At 62.6% G+C, this 16022-nt stretch carries 16 protein-coding genes; 15 read left to right on the top strand and 1 reads right to left on the bottom strand.

Going from position 1 to position 16022, the window contains the following annotated elements; genetic code table 11:
* The 14 genes from EOA32_RS39940 to EOA32_RS19875 form a co-directional block, all read left to right on the top strand.
* Window positions 1-271 (top strand): uL15m family ribosomal protein (locus EOA32_RS39940; RefSeq protein WP_245499332.1); only part of this gene is annotated, 271 nt, incomplete at its 5' end.
* A 278-nt stretch (window positions 272-549) separates the two neighbouring features.
* Window positions 550-1890 carry a preprotein translocase subunit SecY gene (secY, locus tag EOA32_RS19935; protein ID WP_066989608.1) on the top strand — a complete coding sequence of 447 codons (1341 nt, stop codon included), beginning with the start codon at window positions 550-552 and terminating at the stop codon, window positions 1888-1890.
* Window positions 1887-2477: an adenylate kinase gene (locus EOA32_RS19930; RefSeq protein WP_095780445.1), complete on the top strand. Its 591-nt coding sequence runs from the start codon at window positions 1887-1889 to the stop codon at window positions 2475-2477. The genes secY and EOA32_RS19930 overlap by 4 nt, the downstream gene beginning before the upstream one ends.
* Before the next feature lie 223 nt (window positions 2478-2700).
* On the top strand, window positions 2701-3069 hold the full coding sequence (rpsM, locus tag EOA32_RS19925) for a 30S ribosomal protein S13 (RefSeq protein WP_027170351.1): 369 nt from the start codon (window positions 2701-2703) through the stop codon (window positions 3067-3069).
* A gap of 127 nt (window positions 3070-3196) precedes the next feature.
* Window positions 3197-3586, top strand: coding sequence for a 30S ribosomal protein S11 (gene rpsK, locus EOA32_RS19920; protein ID WP_006205444.1), 390 nt, complete (start codon window positions 3197-3199; stop codon window positions 3584-3586).
* A gap of 98 nt (window positions 3587-3684) precedes the next feature.
* The gene (locus EOA32_RS19915) at window positions 3685-4695 is read left to right on the top strand and encodes a DNA-directed RNA polymerase subunit alpha (RefSeq protein WP_059188661.1); all 1011 of its coding nucleotides are present in this window, start codon (window positions 3685-3687) and stop codon (window positions 4693-4695) included.
* Between the two features lie 104 nt (window positions 4696-4799).
* Window positions 4800-5231, top strand: a complete 432-nt coding sequence (rplQ, locus tag EOA32_RS19910) for a 50S ribosomal protein L17 (protein WP_066989613.1) — start codon at window positions 4800-4802, stop codon at window positions 5229-5231.
* A gap of 190 nt (window positions 5232-5421) precedes the next feature.
* Complete coding sequence (locus EOA32_RS19905; RefSeq protein ID WP_128372648.1) at window positions 5422-6915, top strand: DegQ family serine endoprotease; 1494 nt, start codon at window positions 5422-5424, stop codon at window positions 6913-6915.
* A gap of 44 nt (window positions 6916-6959) precedes the next feature.
* Window positions 6960-8267, top strand: a complete 1308-nt coding sequence (locus EOA32_RS19900; RefSeq protein ID WP_066989617.1) for a replication-associated recombination protein A — start codon at window positions 6960-6962, stop codon at window positions 8265-8267.
* A gap of 206 nt (window positions 8268-8473) precedes the next feature.
* Window positions 8474-9304 carry an aspartyl/asparaginyl beta-hydroxylase domain-containing protein gene (locus EOA32_RS19895; RefSeq protein ID WP_066989619.1) on the top strand — a complete coding sequence of 277 codons (831 nt, stop codon included), beginning with the start codon at window positions 8474-8476 and terminating at the stop codon, window positions 9302-9304.
* A gap of 122 nt (window positions 9305-9426) precedes the next feature.
* Window positions 9427-10413 (top strand): RluA family pseudouridine synthase, encoded by a 987-nt coding sequence (locus tag EOA32_RS19890; protein ID WP_095830132.1) that lies wholly within the window; start codon window positions 9427-9429, stop codon window positions 10411-10413.
* Window positions 10414-10454: 41 nt separating this feature from the next.
* Window positions 10455-11330 (top strand): DMT family transporter, encoded by an 876-nt coding sequence (locus tag EOA32_RS19885; protein ID WP_170950219.1) that lies wholly within the window; start codon window positions 10455-10457, stop codon window positions 11328-11330.
* 10 nt (window positions 11331-11340) lie between these two features.
* A complete protein-coding gene (locus tag EOA32_RS19880; protein WP_095780451.1) occupies window positions 11341-12132 on the top strand; it encodes an ATP12 family chaperone protein in 792 nt (263 codons plus the stop codon).
* A gap of 180 nt (window positions 12133-12312) precedes the next feature.
* A complete protein-coding gene (locus EOA32_RS19875; protein ID WP_095777630.1) occupies window positions 12313-14202 on the top strand; it encodes an MFS transporter in 1890 nt (629 codons plus the stop codon).
* Between the two features lie 77 nt (window positions 14203-14279).
* On the opposite strand, the gene EOA32_RS19870 is transcribed toward EOA32_RS19875, so the two are convergent.
* Window positions 14280-14474, bottom strand: a complete 195-nt coding sequence (locus EOA32_RS19870) for a DUF2735 domain-containing protein (protein WP_095777631.1) — start codon at window positions 14472-14474, stop codon at window positions 14280-14282.
* Window positions 14475-14782: 308 nt separating this feature from the next.
* Between EOA32_RS19870 and EOA32_RS19865 the strand changes: the two genes are divergently transcribed.
* On the top strand, window positions 14783-15823 hold the full coding sequence (locus EOA32_RS19865) for a glutamine synthetase beta-grasp domain-containing protein (protein ID WP_066989630.1): 1041 nt from the start codon (window positions 14783-14785) through the stop codon (window positions 15821-15823).
* Window positions 15824-16022: the final 199 nt, after the last annotated feature.

Below are 16022 nucleotides of genomic sequence, written 5' to 3'. Positions count from 1 at the left end.
CCAGATCGACCTGCCGCCCAACACCAAGTCGGGCCTGGTCGAGGCGCTGCGCATCCTCGACGGCGTGCCGGGCATCGTCACCGTCCGCTTCAACGAGGGTGATGTCGTGCGCCATCCGCTGGTTGCCAAGGACGGCGTGCGCGTGCTCTCCGACGGCGAGCTCAAGGCCAAGCTCAGCTTCGACGTCGCCGGCGCCTCCAAGGCTGCGATCGAGAAGATCGAGAAGGCCGGCGGTTCGGTGAAGCTGCCGGAAGCGGCCGCCGCCGAGTAACGGCGATTTGAAGCGCGGCCGGCGGGTATGGTTTCATTTTTGCCGCCCGTCCGCGCTTTGATCTGATCAATTAGGCGGCCGCGTCAACGCGGCCGCTTGCATGTTGACGGTCCGGAGCTTATCTCGTGAGCTTCGGTGACACGCGCCGCCTGAGCTGCGGGCATCGAGCGCGACATAGAAATCAATGAAGTAGAGCATAATCAATGAAGTAGAGCATGATGTCTTCCGAAAACCGCTTCACACTTTTCGGCATCATGCTCTAGCGGAGAAAATCAGGCATGGCTTCGGCTGCTGAACAACTAGCCTCCAATCTGAATTTTGCGGCCTTCGCCAAGGCCGAGGATCTGAAGAAGCGCATCTGGTTCACCGTCGGCGCGCTGCTCGTCTACCGCCTCGGCACCTACATCCCGCTTCCCGGGATCAATCCCGACGCTTTCGCGCAGGCCTTCTCCTCGCAGAGCAAGGGCGTGCTCGGCATGTTCAACATGTTTGCCGGCGGCGCCGTGCAGCGCATGGCGATCTTCGCGCTCGGCATCATGCCCTACATCTCCGCCTCCATCATCATGCAGCTGATGACCTCGGTCATCCCGTCGCTGGAAGCGCTCAAGAAGGAAGGCGAGCAGGGCCGCAAGATCATCAACCAGTACACGCGCTACGGCACCGTGCTGCTGGCCTTGGTGCAGGCCTACGGCATTTCGGTCGGGCTGGAGGGCGGCAACGGTATCGTCACCGATCCCGGCATGTTCTTCCGCATCTCGACCGTCGTCACGCTTGTCGGCGGGACCATGTTCCTGATGTGGCTCGGCGAGCAGATCACCGCGCGCGGCATCGGCAACGGCATTTCGCTGATCATCTTCTCGGGCATCGTCGCCGGTCTGCCGCACGCCATTTCAGGCACGCTGGAACTCGGCCGCACCGGTGCGCTGTCCACGAGCCTGATTCTCGCGATCATCGTGCTCGCCGTCGTCGTCATCGGCGTCATCGTCTTCTTCGAGCGCGCCCAGCGCCGCCTGCTCATCCAGTATCCGAAGCGGCAGGTCGGCAACCGCATGTTCCAAGGCGACACCTCGCATTTGCCGCTGAAGCTCAACACCTCGGGCGTCATCCCGCCGATCTTCGCCTCCTCGCTGCTGCTTCTCCCGGCAACGGTTGCCGGCTTCTCGCAGACCACCAACCTGCCTGCCTGGGCGAGCACGGTTCTTGCGGCGCTGGGCCACGGCCAGCCGCTCTATATGGCGTTCTATGCGGCGATGATCATTTTCTTCGCCTTCTTCTACACGGCGATCGTCTTCAACCCGAAGGACACGGCCGACCAGCTCAAGAAGCATTCCGGCTTCATCCCGGGCTATCGTCCGGGCGAGCGCACCGCCGAATATATCGACTATGTTCTGACGCGTATCACCGTCATCGGCGCCATCTACCTGGTGCTGGTGTGTCTGCTGCCTGAGTTCCTGATTTCAGCGACTGGCGTACCTTTCTATCTCGGTGGCACATCGCTTCTGATCGTGGTCAGTGTCACGCTCGACACGGTGGCGCAGATTCAGGGTCACCTGATCGCGCACCAGTATGAGGGCCTGATCAAGAAGTCGAAGTTGCGCGGGGGTAAGAGGAGCAGATGAGGCTGATATTGCTTGGGCCGCCAGGAGCGGGCAAGGGGACGCAAGCACAGAGACTGGTAGAAAAACACGGCATACCCCAGCTTTCGACGGGAGACATGCTGCGTGCCGCCGTCCAGGCCGGAACCGAAGTCGGCAAGCGGGCCAAGGCGGTGATGGATGCCGGCGAGCTGGTATCGGACGCGATCGTCAATGCGATCGTTGCCGAGCGGATCGACCAGCCCGACTGCGCCAGGGGCTTCATCCTCGACGGTTATCCGCGCACGCTGGTGCAGGCCGATGCCGTCGAAGCCATGCTCGCCGAGCGCAACATCGCGCTCGACAGCGTCATCGAGCTCGTCGTCGACGACAAGGCGCTGGTCGGGCGCATCGTCAAGCGGGCCGAGGATGCCAAGGCGGCCGGGCAGCCGGTGCGCAAGGACGACAACCCGGCGGTGTTCGAGGAGCGCCTGCGAGAATATTACAAGAAGACGGCGCCGCTGACCGGCTACTACTATGCCAAAGGCAGGCTGAAGAGCGTTGACGGCATGGCCAGCATCGACGCGGTGACCGCGGAGATTGAGAAGGTGCTCACGGCGGCGGTGAGCTAGGCCGCTCCGACAAGCAAAGATTGCGCTTGACTGGAAGAAGCCATTGGGGTATGGCGGCCCGTCTTCCTATCAGGCATGGACTTTGCTTGCCCGCAAGGGCAGGGCATCCGTTTTGAACCAGGAAACTCCCGCAAGGGCCGGCCTCCACCGGACGCGGGGCAACTTAGATAGCGCCGAGCCTGCCTTTTTGAAGGATGGCCGGCCCAAATGGAGATGAAAGAACATGGCTCGTATAGCCGGCGTCAACATTCCGACCAACAAGCGCGTCGTCATTGCGCTTCAGTACATTCACGGCATCGGCAAGAAGTTTGCCCAGGAGATCGTCGACAAGGTCGGCATCCCGGCAGACCGCCGCGTCAACCAGCTGACCGACGCGGAAGTGCTGCAGATCCGCGAGACGATCGACCGCGACTACCAGGTCGAAGGCGACCTGCGCCGCGAGGTCTCGATGAACATCAAGCGGCTGATGGACCTCGGCTGCTACCGCGGCCTGCGTCACCGCCGCTCGCTGCCGGTCCGCGGCCAGCGCACGCATACCAATGCGCGCACCCGCAAGGGCCCGGCCAAGGCGATCGCCGGCAAGAAGAAGTAATTGGTGAATGGTTGGTGGTGAATGGTGAATGGCGCTTTGACCATTCACCATTTCACTATTCACCATTCACTGCAAAGGTGGAGCCGCTGGCGTTACGGCGGTGTAGAGATCAACTGAAAGGACTACCATGGCCAAGGAAGCCGCTCGTGTTCGCCGTCGCGAACGCAAGAACATCTCGTCGGGCGTTGCCCACGTCAATTCGACCTTCAACAACACGATGATCACCATCACCGACGCGCAGGGCAATTCGATCGCCTGGTCGTCCGCCGGCGCCCAGGGCTTCAAGGGTTCGCGCAAGTCGACCCCGTTCGCCGCCCAGATGGCCGCCGAGGACGTCGCCAAGAAGGCCCAGGAACACGGCATGCGCATGCTCGAGGTCGAGGTCTGCGGACCCGGCTCCGGCCGTGAATCGGCGCTGCGCGCCCTGCAGGCGGCCGGCTTCACCATCACCTCGATTCGCGATGTGACGCCGATCCCGCACAATGGCTGCCGCCCGCGCAAGAAGCGCCGCGTCTAATATTTTGAACGCCGCGTGAGCGCCAAGGCGCTCCTCCGCGGCAATTCCAGGCTGCCCGCCACGATTGGATGGTGGCGGGTCAAAGGAAGGAAGACACCATGATCCAGAAAAACTGGCAGGAACTGATCAAGCCGAACAAGATCGAGTTCTCGTCGAAGAAGAAGACGCTGACCACGCTTGTGGCCGAGCCGCTCGAGCGTGGCTTCGGCCTCACGCTCGGCAACGCGCTGCGGCGCGTGCTTCTGTCTTCGCTGCGCGGTGCGGCCGTCACCGCCGTGCAGATCGACGGCGTGCTGCATGAGTTCTCGTCCATCGCCGGCGTGCGCGAGGACGTGACCGACATCGTGCTCAACATCAAAGAAATCGCCATCCGCATGGAAGGCGATGGTCCCAAGCGCATGGTCGTGCGCAAGCAGGGCCCGGGCGCCGTGCTTGCCGGTGACATCCAGACCGTCGGCGACGTCGAGATCCTCAACCCCGACCACGTGATCTGCACGCTGGACGAGGGCGCGGAGATCCGCATGGAATTCACCGTCGACACCGGCAAGGGCTATGTGCCGGCTGAGCGCAACCGCGCCGAGGACGCGCCGATCGGTTTAATCCCGGTCGACAGCCTCTACTCGCCGGTCAAGAAGGTCTCCTACAAGGTCGAGAACACCCGCGAGGGCCAGGTTCTCGACTATGACAAGCTGACCATGACCATCGAGACCGACGGTTCGATCTCGGGCGAGGACGCCGTGGCTTTCGCGGCCCGCATCCTGCAGGACCAGCTCAGCCTGTTCGTCAACTTCGACGAGCCGCAGAAGGAAGTCGCCACCGAGGCCGTCACCGAGCTCGCCTTCAACCCGGCGCTGCTCAAGAAGGTCGACGAGCTCGAGCTTTCGGTGCGTTCGGCCAACTGCCTGAAGAACGACAACATCGTCTATATCGGCGACCTGATCCAGAAGACCGAAGCCGAGATGCTGCGCACTCCGAATTTCGGCCGCAAGTCGCTGAACGAGATCAAGGAAGTGCTGGCGGCGATGGGTCTGCACCTCGGCATGGAAGTGCCGGACTGGCCCCCGGAAAACATCGAAGACCTCGCCAAGCGTTACGAAGATCAATATTGAGCATGAATTCCAAGGATCGGCGGCGCGAGCCGCTCGATCCGACGGTCATGCGGAAAACCATCAGAGGCCGTGGCCTCTTGAACAACTAAAGAAGGAAAAGAGCCATGCGCCACGGTTTCAAAGGCCGTCGCTTCGCCCGCAGCGTAAGCCACCGCAAGTCGATGTTCGCCAACCTCGCCGTGTCTCTGATCGAGCACGAGCAGATCGTCACCACCCTGCCGAAGGCGAAGGACCTGCGTCCGATCGTCGAGAAGCTGGTGACGCTCGGCAAGCGCGGCGACCTGCACGCCCGCCGCCAGGTGATCGCGCAGATCGGCAATGAAGGCGTCGTCAAGCGCCTGTTCGAAACCATCGCACCGCGCTACGCCAGCCGCAACGGCGGCTACCTGCGCATCATGAAGGCGGGCTTCCGCCACGGCGACAATGCCGCCATGGCGGTCATCGAGTTCGTCGACCGCGACACCTCGGCCAAGGGCGCCGCCGACCGCGCGCGTCTCGAGGCCGAAGGCGGCGAAGAGGAAGCCGCGGCCGCATAAGGCCAGGTTTTCAGCGAATGAATTCAAGGGGCCTTCGGGGCCCCTTTTTCGTTCTGAAACCAGCGAGCAGGGCGAGCGGATTTTCGTTCTCGTTCTCACGCTTTTGCGCGACAAGCATCGTATTTCCGTGCATTAGCCTTTCATTCTGCACAATCGTCGGGACAATGGCGCCTGATCTGGAGGATTCGGAATGCACCTCAAACGGCTGTTTCTTATTGCGGTTTGCACGCTTGCCGCTTTCGCCGCGGCTCCTGGCGTCAGACAGGCATTCGCAGAAGATGCCGCCAAGCCGGCCGACCCTGGCCTTTCCGACGTGCTGACCGATCTCTTGCATGGCGTCGAGGGCGAGAACTCCACTTCCGGGCCCGACAAGCGCGTGCCGTTCGGTCGCGAGGAGGTGCAGCTTTCGTTTGCGCCGCTGGTCAAGCAGACGGCGCCGGCCGTGGTCAACGTCTACGCCTCGCAGACCGCAAAGGTGACCTCGCCGTTCGAGGGCGATCCCTTCTTCGAGGAGTTCTTCGGCCGCGCGCAGCCGCGCGCGCAGTCCTCGCTCGGTTCCGGCGTGCTGGTCGATCCAAGCGGCGTCATCGTCACCAACTACCATGTCATCAAGGATGCCGACGAGGTGAAGGTCGCGACGGCCGACGGGCGCGAGTTCACATCCAAGGTGATGCTGAAGGACGAGACACTGGATCTTGCCGTGCTCAAGATTTCCGCCGACAAGCCGTTCCCGGTGATCGCCATCGGCGATTCCGACGCGCTTGAGGTCGGCGACCTGGTGCTCGCCATCGGCAATCCCTTCGGCGTCGGCCAGACGACCACCAGCGGCATCGTTTCGGCGCTTGCCCGCAGCCATATCGGCGTTTCCGACTCCGGCTATTTCATCCAGACCGATGCCGCCATCAATCCCGGCAATTCCGGCGGCGCGCTGATCAACATGGGCGGCCAACTGGTCGGCATCAACACGGCTATCTATAGCCGCAGCGGCGGCTCGATCGGTATCGGTTTCGCCATTCCGTCGAACATGGTCAGGGCTTTCGCCGACGCCGCCAAGGCCGGCCTGGATTTCTTCGAGCGGCCCTATATCGGCGCCGAGTTTGAAGCCGTGACACCGCAGATCGCGGAATCGCTCGGCATGGAAAAGCCGACCGGCGCGTTGGTCTCGTCGGTCGATGCGGCCGGACCGGCCGGCAAGGCGGGGCTCAAGCCGGGCGACGTCGTGCTGTCGCTCAACAACACGCCGGTCGAAAGCATCGAGGCGCTGGACTACCGCATGGCGACGCTGTCGATCGGTACGAAGGCGACCTTCGCCGTACTGAGCAAGGGCCAGCAGGCAACGCTCGAGATTGCGCTGGAGCGCGCCCCCGAAGGCGCGAAGGCGAGCGAGGTCACGCTGCATGGCCGCAGCCCCTTCGCCGGCGCCAAGGTGGCAGAGCTTTCGCCGCGCCTTGCCCAGCGTCTCGGGCTGCGCACCGACATGAAGGGGGTCACCGTGGTCGACATCAACCGCGATTCACCGGCCGCCGATTTCGGCTTCCAACCGGGCGATATCGTGCGCGAAGTGAACGGCACCAGCATCGATAAGGCGGCGACGCTGGCACAGATTGCGCAGCAGGACACGCGGTGGTGGCGGTTTACCGTCGAGCGCGGTGGGCAGATACTGCGCCAAGTGTTGCGTTACTGAGCAGGCTCTGGAAAAGGGGCCGCGTTCCAACCAAATAAAAGTGCATGGCCGATCTGTTCAGCGTCGATGAACCGGAGAAGGCGCCGCCTGGCCGGCCGCTGGCTGACCGGTTGCGCCCGAAGACCCTTGGCGAGGTCGTTGGCCAGGAGCACTTGACCGGCCCGGATGGCGCGCTGACGCGGCTGATCAATTCCGGCACGCTCGGCTCGATGATTTTCTGGGGCCCGCCCGGCACCGGCAAGACGACTGTGGCGCGGTTGCTCGCCGGCGAAACCCACCTCGCCTTCGAGCAGATATCGGCGGTGTTTTCCGGCGTCGCCGACCTGAAGAAAGTGTTCGAGGCAGCAAAATTGCGCCGGACCAATGGCCGCCAGACGCTGCTCTTCGTCGACGAGATCCATCGCTTCAACCGCGCCCAGCAGGACGGTTTTTTGCCGGTCATGGAAGACGGCACGGTGGTGCTGGTCGGCGCCACGACGGAGAACCCATCCTTCGAGCTGAACGCGGCGCTTCTGTCCCGCGCGCGGGTGCTCGTCTTCCGCTCGCTGGACGAGGAGAGCATCGCCAAGCTGCTGGAGCGGGCCGAGGCGACCGAGGGCAGGGCGCTGCCGCTCGACGACGAGGCGCGGGCCATGCTGATCCGCATGAGCGATGGCGACGGTCGTGCCTCGCTGACGCTCGCCGAGGAGGTCTGGCGCGCCGCCAAGCCGGGCGAGGTGTTTGGGCCCGAAGGCCTGCAGCGCGTCATCCAGCGTCGCGCGCCGATCTACGACAAGGGCCAGGACGGCCACTACAACCTGATCTCGGCGCTGCATAAATCGGTACGCGGCTCGGATCCGGACGCCGCGCTGTATTACCTCGCCCGCATGTTCGATGCCGGTGAGGATCCGCTCTATCTCGGCCGCCGGCTGGTGCGCATGGCGGTGGAAGATATCGGGCTTGCCGATCCGCAGGCCCTGGTCGTCGCCAATGCCGCAAAGGACGCCTACGATTATCTCGGCTCGCCCGAGGGCGAACTCGCCTTCGCCGAGGCCACCGTCTATCTCGCCACCGCGCCCAAGTCGAACGCCGTCTACACCGCCTTCAAGGCGGCGACACAAGCGGCCAAGGAATTCGGCTCGCTGCTGCCGCCCAAGCACATCCTCAACGCGCCAACCAAGCTGATGAAGGAAGAGGATTACGGCGCCGGCTACCGCTACGACCACGACGAGCCGGATGCCTTTTCCGGCCAGGACTATTTCCCGGAAAAGATGGGCCGCCGCACTTTCTACGATCCGCCCGAGCGCGGCTTCGAGCGCGAGGTCAAGAAGCGGTTGGAATACTGGGCAAAGCTGCGCAAAGAGCGGGAATAGCCGCTTCCGCGGCTCGGCGAGCCCGGGTGCTTCGCGGCGAAGTTTCGTCGGCATGACAGCAAAGTCGAGATGCTGGCGCGATCGTGAGCGGGCAAACCTGTTCCAGATTGTGCCGCGTCATGAAAAATCCTATGAAGGCGCACGGCTGGCGGGGGTCGCCGTGATTTGGCTCATGCGAACAGGATCGCGCTCCCAAGCGAAAGACAATGACAAAGCAAACCCGTAAGACTCTTCGTCAGGCTGCTATCGCAGTCCCGCTTCTCGCGCTTGCCTTTTATTTTATCCCGATCCTGACCACGATCTGGATCGTCTGCGGTCTGATCGACGTGATGCGCAATGCAAACAAGGATCTGTCGTTGTTCCGCGGCTATTTCCTCGGCAACGGCATCTTCACCTGGCTGCTGTCGCCATTCAACCTTTTGGTCGACCTGCTTTGCTATCGGAACCCGGGCGTATGGAAGCTGGAGCAGTTCCCCGCAGACTATCAGCGCGAGGTCAACGAGGTTCTCGACGTCTTCAAGGCTCGCAAGGACGAGATCATCGCCGATATCGACGCCAATTTCGGCACCGGTCGGCGCGGCATGTATGTCTATCAGTGGTATGGCAAGCACAAGATCGACAACGTCGCGGAATTCAACAAGGATTTCAAATACATCAAGACCATCGCGGTCTCAGTCTTCAGAGGCAAGGAATCGACTTCCTGGCATTTCGGGCCGCTGCGGCTCAGCCTGCGCATCCTCTACAATCTGTTGCCGGTCAAGGCTGAGATTTTCGTCGAGTGCAACGGCGCCAGGAACTACTGGCACGACAACCCGCTTTACATTTTCGACGACACGCTGCTGCACCGTTCGGTGAACGAATATGACGGACGCCGCTACTGCGTGTTCATGGATATCATCCGTCCATCGCCATTCCCCGGCCTGATTGCCAACCTTCTCGCCATCGTCTCGGTCAGCGTCGAGCGCGTCAATTCCATGTTCTACAAGAACTGGAAGATGATCGGCTCGTCCAAGGCCAAGAAGGCGGCCGCAAACTGAGGCGTCCGCGCCCGCGGCTGCGCAACGGTCTTTGGCGCGATCTTTGTCCGTTGTTGGGTCTTTGGCTCGCAACCTCTCTGCCTTAGTGCTATGGCGCCGCTTTCAACCGGAAAAGCGTAACCATGGCAGGTGTCGAACAAATCACGGTGGAGGCCGGCGAAGCGGGCATGCGGCTCGACCGCTGGTTCAAGGTCCATTATCCGGGCCTCGGCTTCGGTCACCTGCAAAAGCTCTTGCGCTCGGGCCAGGTCCGCGTTGATGGCGGCCGCGTGAAGGCCGACACGCGCGTCGAGCCCGGGCAGACCGTGCGCATTCCGCCGCTCGAAGTCGACAAGAAGGGCGACGCCGCGCTCACCGGCCATTCGATCCGCAACCAGGGCGATGCCGATGTGCTGGCCAAGATGCTGCTGCACGAGGACCCGAAAGTCTTCGTCTTCAACAAGCCTGCCGGGCTTGCCGTGCAAGGCGGCTCCGGCGTCACGCGCAATGTCGACGACATGCTGGAGGCCTGGCGCAACCAGAAGGGCGAGAAGCCGCGCCTCGTCCATCGCCTCGACCGTGACACTTCCGGTGTGCTGGTCGTTGCCCGCACCCGCCTTGCCGCGATGAAGCTGTCGGAAGCGTTCCGGGCGCGCGAGACGAAGAAAACCTATTGGGCCTTGGTCAAGGGCGTGCCGCCGAAGCGCGAGGACAAGATCTCGACCTGGCTGGTCAAGGAGGCGACGCCGGACGGCGACCGCGTGCGCATCGCCAAGCATGGCGAGAAGGGCGCCGACCATGCCGTTTCCTATTACCGCGTCGTCGAGCAGGCGGCGCAGTCGCTGTCCTGGCTGGAAATGGAACCCTATACCGGCCGCACCCACCAGCTTCGCGTCCATGCCGCCCATATCGGCTGCCCGATCATCGGCGATCCCAAATATTTCGAGGCCGACACCAATTGGGAGTTTCCCGGCGGCATCCAGAACCGCCTTCATCTTCACGCGCGCCGCATCGTTATCCCGCATCCAGACCAGGGGGTCATCGATGTTACCGCGCCGATGCCGCCGCATATGCGCCAAAGCTGGAACTTGCTCGGCTTCGATGAGCAGAGCGCGGAGGACGACAATTGAGCGGTGCTGCCGATACATTCGGCCGACGCGACGCGGTCGACATGACCGCGGCCGCCATGATGGTCGGGCTGACATTGTCCTGGGGCCTGAACTACGTCGCCGCCAAGGTCTCCTATGCCGGCTACGATCCGGTCTTCGTATCGATCGCGCGCTCGATCATCGGCGGGCTGTGCGTTCTCGGCTGGTGCCGGTTGCGCGGCATCAAGCTGTTTGAAGCGGATGGGACGCTCAGCGCCGGTATTGTCGTCGGCGTGCTCTTCGGCGTCGAGTTCCTGTTTCTCTATATCGGGCTGGAATACACGACCGTCGCTCGCAACACGCTGTTGGTCAACACCATGCCGTTCTGGGTCCTGATCGGCGGCCATTTTTTGCTAGGCGAGCGCATCAACGCGCGCAAGCTTGGGGGCCTCGTGCTTGCTTTCTGCGGGCTTCTGGCCGTGTTCTCAGACGGCATCTTCGCCGGTAATGACGCGACGCTGACGGGCGATCTGCTCAGTCTTGGCTCGGGCATCCTGTGGGCGTTGACCAGCATCATCATCAAGCGATCGAAGCTGGTCGAAACCAGCGCCGAGAAGCTTCTGCTCTATCAACTCGCGGGCGCCGCCGTCGTCGGTGCCCTTGTGATGCCGTTCGCCGGCCCGCCGATCCGCGAAATCGCTGCATTGCCGACACTGGCATTGATGTTCCAGTCTTTCTATATCGTCGCTTTCACCTATGTTTTGTGGTTCTGGCTGCTCACGCGCTATCCGGCGGCAGGCCTGTCCAGCTTCGCCTTCCTGTCGCCGGTGTTCGGTGTTCTGTGCGGCGCCGTGCTTTTGGGCGAGCCGCTGACGATCAGGATCTTCCTGGCGCTCGGCCTGATCGCGGCCGGGCTGATCATCGTCAATCGGCCGTCGCGCAAGCAGGTCCCAGCGTAAGGAGTTCGAGATGCGCGACATCCTCAACGACCTCGAAGCGGGAAAGCAGCTTTCAGATCCCGATCCGGTGCGCCGCGCCCAGATCCAGATGAAGACGCCGCTGCCGAAGCGCTTCTACAAGGCGGTTTCAGTAGTGCCGGTCGAAGGCGGTTTTGCCGTCCATCTGGACGGCAGGCCGGTCCGCACGCCGGGAAAGGCGCTGCTGGTGTTGCCGACTGAAGGAGCCGCGACGCTGGTTGCTGACGAATTTTCCGCCCAGCGCGAGATCATCGACCCTGTGACCATGCCGGTGATGCGCCTTGCCAACACGGCACTCGACGGTGTGGCCAGCGACCCGCAAGCGGTGCTGGAGGATGTCCTGCGCTTCGCTTCGTCGGACCTGCTTTGCTACCGAGCCGATGGCCCGCAGGGGCTGGTAGACCGTCAGAACAGGCTCTGGGATCCGGTTCTCGATTGGGCAAGAAGCAACCTCGGCGTGCGCTTCAACCTCGCCGAAGGTGTCATCCATGTCGAGCAGCCGCGCGAGACGATCGCCGTCCTTGGCGCTCATCTTGCCCAGCGCGCCGAGCCGCTGCGTCTGGCCGCGATCCACGTCATGACCTCGCTGACCGGCTCAGCGCTGCTGGCGCTTGCCGTCGACTTCGGCGAGCTCGACGGCGAGGAGGCCTGGGCCGCCGGCCATGTCGACGAAGACTGGCAGATCGAGCACTGGGGCCAGGATGCCGAAGCCGTCGCGCGCCGCTCCGCCCGCAAGCGCGACATGATGGCGGCAGTCAGCCTGCTTGAGGCGCTTAAAGCCTGAGCTCCGCTTCGCATTGCATCTAATACCAAAGTCATAATCCCATCGTCGCGGTGCCTTTCCGGGGCGCTTTCTGCCATTTTTTCCCTCGTTGGCCGCGTTTTTTGAGTCCGCGTTCGGAGGAATTGCGGACGGTGGCGCGCAGCCATCGAGGACAGACGGGATCCACGGGAGGATATATCAATGGCAATGGCATCGACCGCCGGCGGAAAAAGCCGCGGCATGACGCGGGAGGAAAAGAAGGTCATCTTCGCCTCCTCGCTCGGCACCGTTTTTGAATGGTACGATTTCTATCTTTACGGTTCGCTGGCCGCCTTCATCGGCGCGACCTTCTTCAGCCCGACCATCCCCGAGGCGACGCGCAACATCTTCGCGCTGCTGGCTTTCGCCGCCGGCTTCCTCGTCCGTCCCTTCGGCGCGCTTGTGTTCGGCCGCATCGGCGACCTCGTCGGCCGCAAATACACCTTCCTCGTCACCATGACGATCATGGGCCTGTCGACCTTCCTGGTCGGCCTGCTGCCCGGCTATGCCAGCTGGGGCATCGCGGCGCCGGTGATACTGATCGGGCTGCGCATGCTGCAGGGGCTGGCGCTTGGCGGCGAATATGGCGGTGCCGCAACCTATGTCGCAGAGCACGCGCCGGACGATCGCCGCGGCTTCTACACCTCCTGGATCCAGACGACGGCAACGCTCGGCCTATTCCTGTCGCTGATCGTCATCCTCATCGTCCAGGGTTCGCTCAGCAAGGAAACCTACGCTGCCTGGGGCTGGCGCATTCCCTTCATCGTCTCCTTCCTGCTGCTTGCCATTTCGATCTGGATCCGGCTGTCGCTTTCGGAGTCGCCGACTTTCCAGCGCATGAAGGAGGAGGGCAAGGGCTCCAAGGCGCCGCTGTCAGAAGCCTTCGGCCAGTGGAAGAATGCCAAGATCGCGCTTTTGGCGCTGCTCGGCCTCACCGCAGGCCAGGCCGTGATCTGGTACAACGGCCAGTTCTACGCGCTGTTCTTCCTGCAGAACGTGCTGAAGGTCGACGCGTGGTCGGTCAACGTCATGATCGCGATCGCGCTTGCCGTCGGCTCGATCTTCTTCGTCGTGTTCGGCTGGCTGTCCGACAAGATCGGCCGCAAGCCGATCATCATGGCCGGCCTTGCTTTGGGAATCGTCTGCACCTTCCCGCTGTTCAAGGCGCTGACCTGGGCCGCCAATCCGGCGCTGGCCACCGCACAGCAAAACACGCGCGCAACGGTGACCGCGGCCCCCGGCGACTGCAGGTTCCAGTTCAATCCGGTCGGCACGGCGAAGTTCACGACATCCTGCGATATCGCGACCTCGTTCCTGACCAAGAACTCGGTGCCTTACGACGTCGTTTCGACGGCGGCACCCGGCACCGCCGCCACGGTCAAGATCGGCAACGAGACGGTGCAGTCCTATGACGCCGTCGCCGCCGGCGATCAGGCCAAGGCCACGGAGGCCGCCTTCCAAAAGGCAGTCAACATGTCTCTGCAGGATGGCGGTTATCCGCTGAAGCGGGCCGCGGCCAAGGTGCCGGACCAGAAGCTCGACGCCTTCGTCGCAGCCAATCCGGAATTGAAGCTCGATGCGGCGGCGATCCGCGGCGGCGAGAAGACGACCGTTCCGACCGACAAGGCGGTCGCCGACAAGCTGCTGACCAAGGAGGAAGCGGCCGGCGCCCCCGAGGTCACTGTCTACAACATCCCGGGCGGTGGTGCCTTTGCCATGGTCGCCGATCCGGAGGCGGTGAATTGGCCGGTGACGATCGGCATCCTGTTCATCTTGGTCGTGTTCGTGACCATGGTCTACGGGCCGATCGCCGCGATCCTGGTCGAGATGTTCCCGACCCGCATCCGCTATACCGGCATGTCGCTGCCTTACCATATCGGCAATGGCTGGTTCGGCGGCCTGCTGCCGGCAACGGTGTTCGCGCTCAGCGCCTACAAGGGCGACATCTATTACGGCCTCTGGTACCCAGTGGTGATCGCCGCGATGTCGCTGATCATCGGCATGATCTTCGTCAGGGATACGCTGGGCACCGATCTGGACGCCAAGCAGTAGCCGATCCTCGGCAAATGAAGAGCCCGGCGCGAGCGATCGCGCCGGGCTCTTTCTCGTCTCGAGCTGGAAAGAATTGGTCAGCTCTTGCGCTGCTTGTGTTCTTCCTCGATTGCCGCCTGATGGTACCAGCCGTCGAAATCTGCGTGCGTATTGCGCAACGAGGCAAGCTCTGCCGCGAATTTCGCCTTCGCGCCTAAATTTGAGGCAGACGCCCGGCCTGCAAGCGGGAACATCAGGATCCTTGCCGACGGACGGGACGTGGTGACTTCCATTGGCGGCCTCCTACCTCTTCAGGAGCAAGTCGATTCAAATCTGTTCCCAAGATAGGTTCTGCGATTCATTTAGGCAATATGCTCACAAAAAGATCAGTCGTTGCACAACATTTATGCAGAAAGCGCGCCTGAACGATCGCCGCGCATTGCTGCGCAGGCTCAGTAAAATCAACGCTTTGCGATGACCATTTTGCCGCACCCTGGACGAGGAGAGTGGCATATGAATTGCATTTTAGCGCACGGCAGGCCGGCTCGGTCCGGCCATGCGTTGATGCCGCCCCGGCGTCCAAGCAACGAGAGGCACTGGAATGACCAAATACAAACTCGAGTATATTTGGCTCGACGGCTACACCCCGACCCCCAATCTGCGCGGCAAGACCCAGATCAAGGAGTTTGCCGAGTTCCCGACGCTTGAGCAGCTGCCACTGTGGGGCTTCGACGGCTCTTCCACGAACCAGGCCGAAGGCCGCAGCTCCGACTGCGTGCTGAAGCCGGTCGCGCTCTATCCGGATCCGGCGCGCACCAACGGCGTTCTCGTCATGTGCGAAGTCATGATGCCCGATGGCGTCACCCCGCATGCATCGAACAGCCGCGCGACCATCCTCGACGACGAGGACGCCTGGTTCGGCTTCGAGCAGGAATATTTCTTCTACAAGGATGGCCGCCCGCTCGGCTTCCCCGAGAGCGGCTATCCGGCGCCGCAGGGACCTTATTACACCGGCGTCGGCTACAAGAATGTCGGCGATGTCGCGCGCCAGATCGTCGAGGAGCATCTCGACCTCTGTCTCGCCGCCGGCATCAATCATGAAGGCATCAACGCCGAAGTGGCCAAGGGCCAGTGGGAGTTCCAGATCTTCGGCAAGGGTTCCAAGAAAGCCGCCGACCAGATCTGGATGGCGCGCTACCTGCTGCTGCGCCTTACCGAAAAGTACGGCATCGACATCGAGTTCCACTGCAAGCCGCTTGGCGATACCGACTGGAACGGCTCGGGCATGCACTGCAACTTCTCGACCAAGTACATGCGCGAAGTCGGCGGCAAGGCCTATTTCGAGGCGCTGATGGCCCAGTTCGAAAAGAACCTGATGGATCACATCGCCGTCTATGGTCCGGACAACGACAAGCGCCTGACTGGCAAGCATGAGACTGCGCCGTGGAACAAGTTCTCCTATGGCGTTGCCGACCGCGGCGCCTCGATCCGCGTGCCGCACTCCTTCATCAAGAACGACTACAAGGGCTATCTGGAAGACCGCCGCCCGAACTCCCAGGGCGACCCCTACCAGATCGCCTCGCAGGTCCTGAAGACGATCTCGGAGGTCGCGACCGACGCGAAGGTCTCGGCTGCGGCGTGATGCTTCTACGGCGTGGGCGGCAGTCCGCGCCAGGCCAGCGAACATTAAAAAAGCCCCGGCGAAATGCCGGGGTTCAGACTGCTGACGAACCCCGTCGATTTTCGGCGGGGTTTTGTTTTGCAGATTGATTGCGCTTGGGAAATTGGTGGCGGGAGCGGATGTCAGGAGGCCGCCGACGCAGATTTGGCCTCAGGCGAGG

The organism is Mesorhizobium sp. M1A.F.Ca.ET.072.01.1.1, assembly GCF_004023325.1.
Classification (GTDB): domain Bacteria; phylum Pseudomonadota; class Alphaproteobacteria; order Rhizobiales; family Rhizobiaceae; genus Mesorhizobium.
This window is presented reverse-complemented; position numbering and strand designations above follow the sequence as displayed.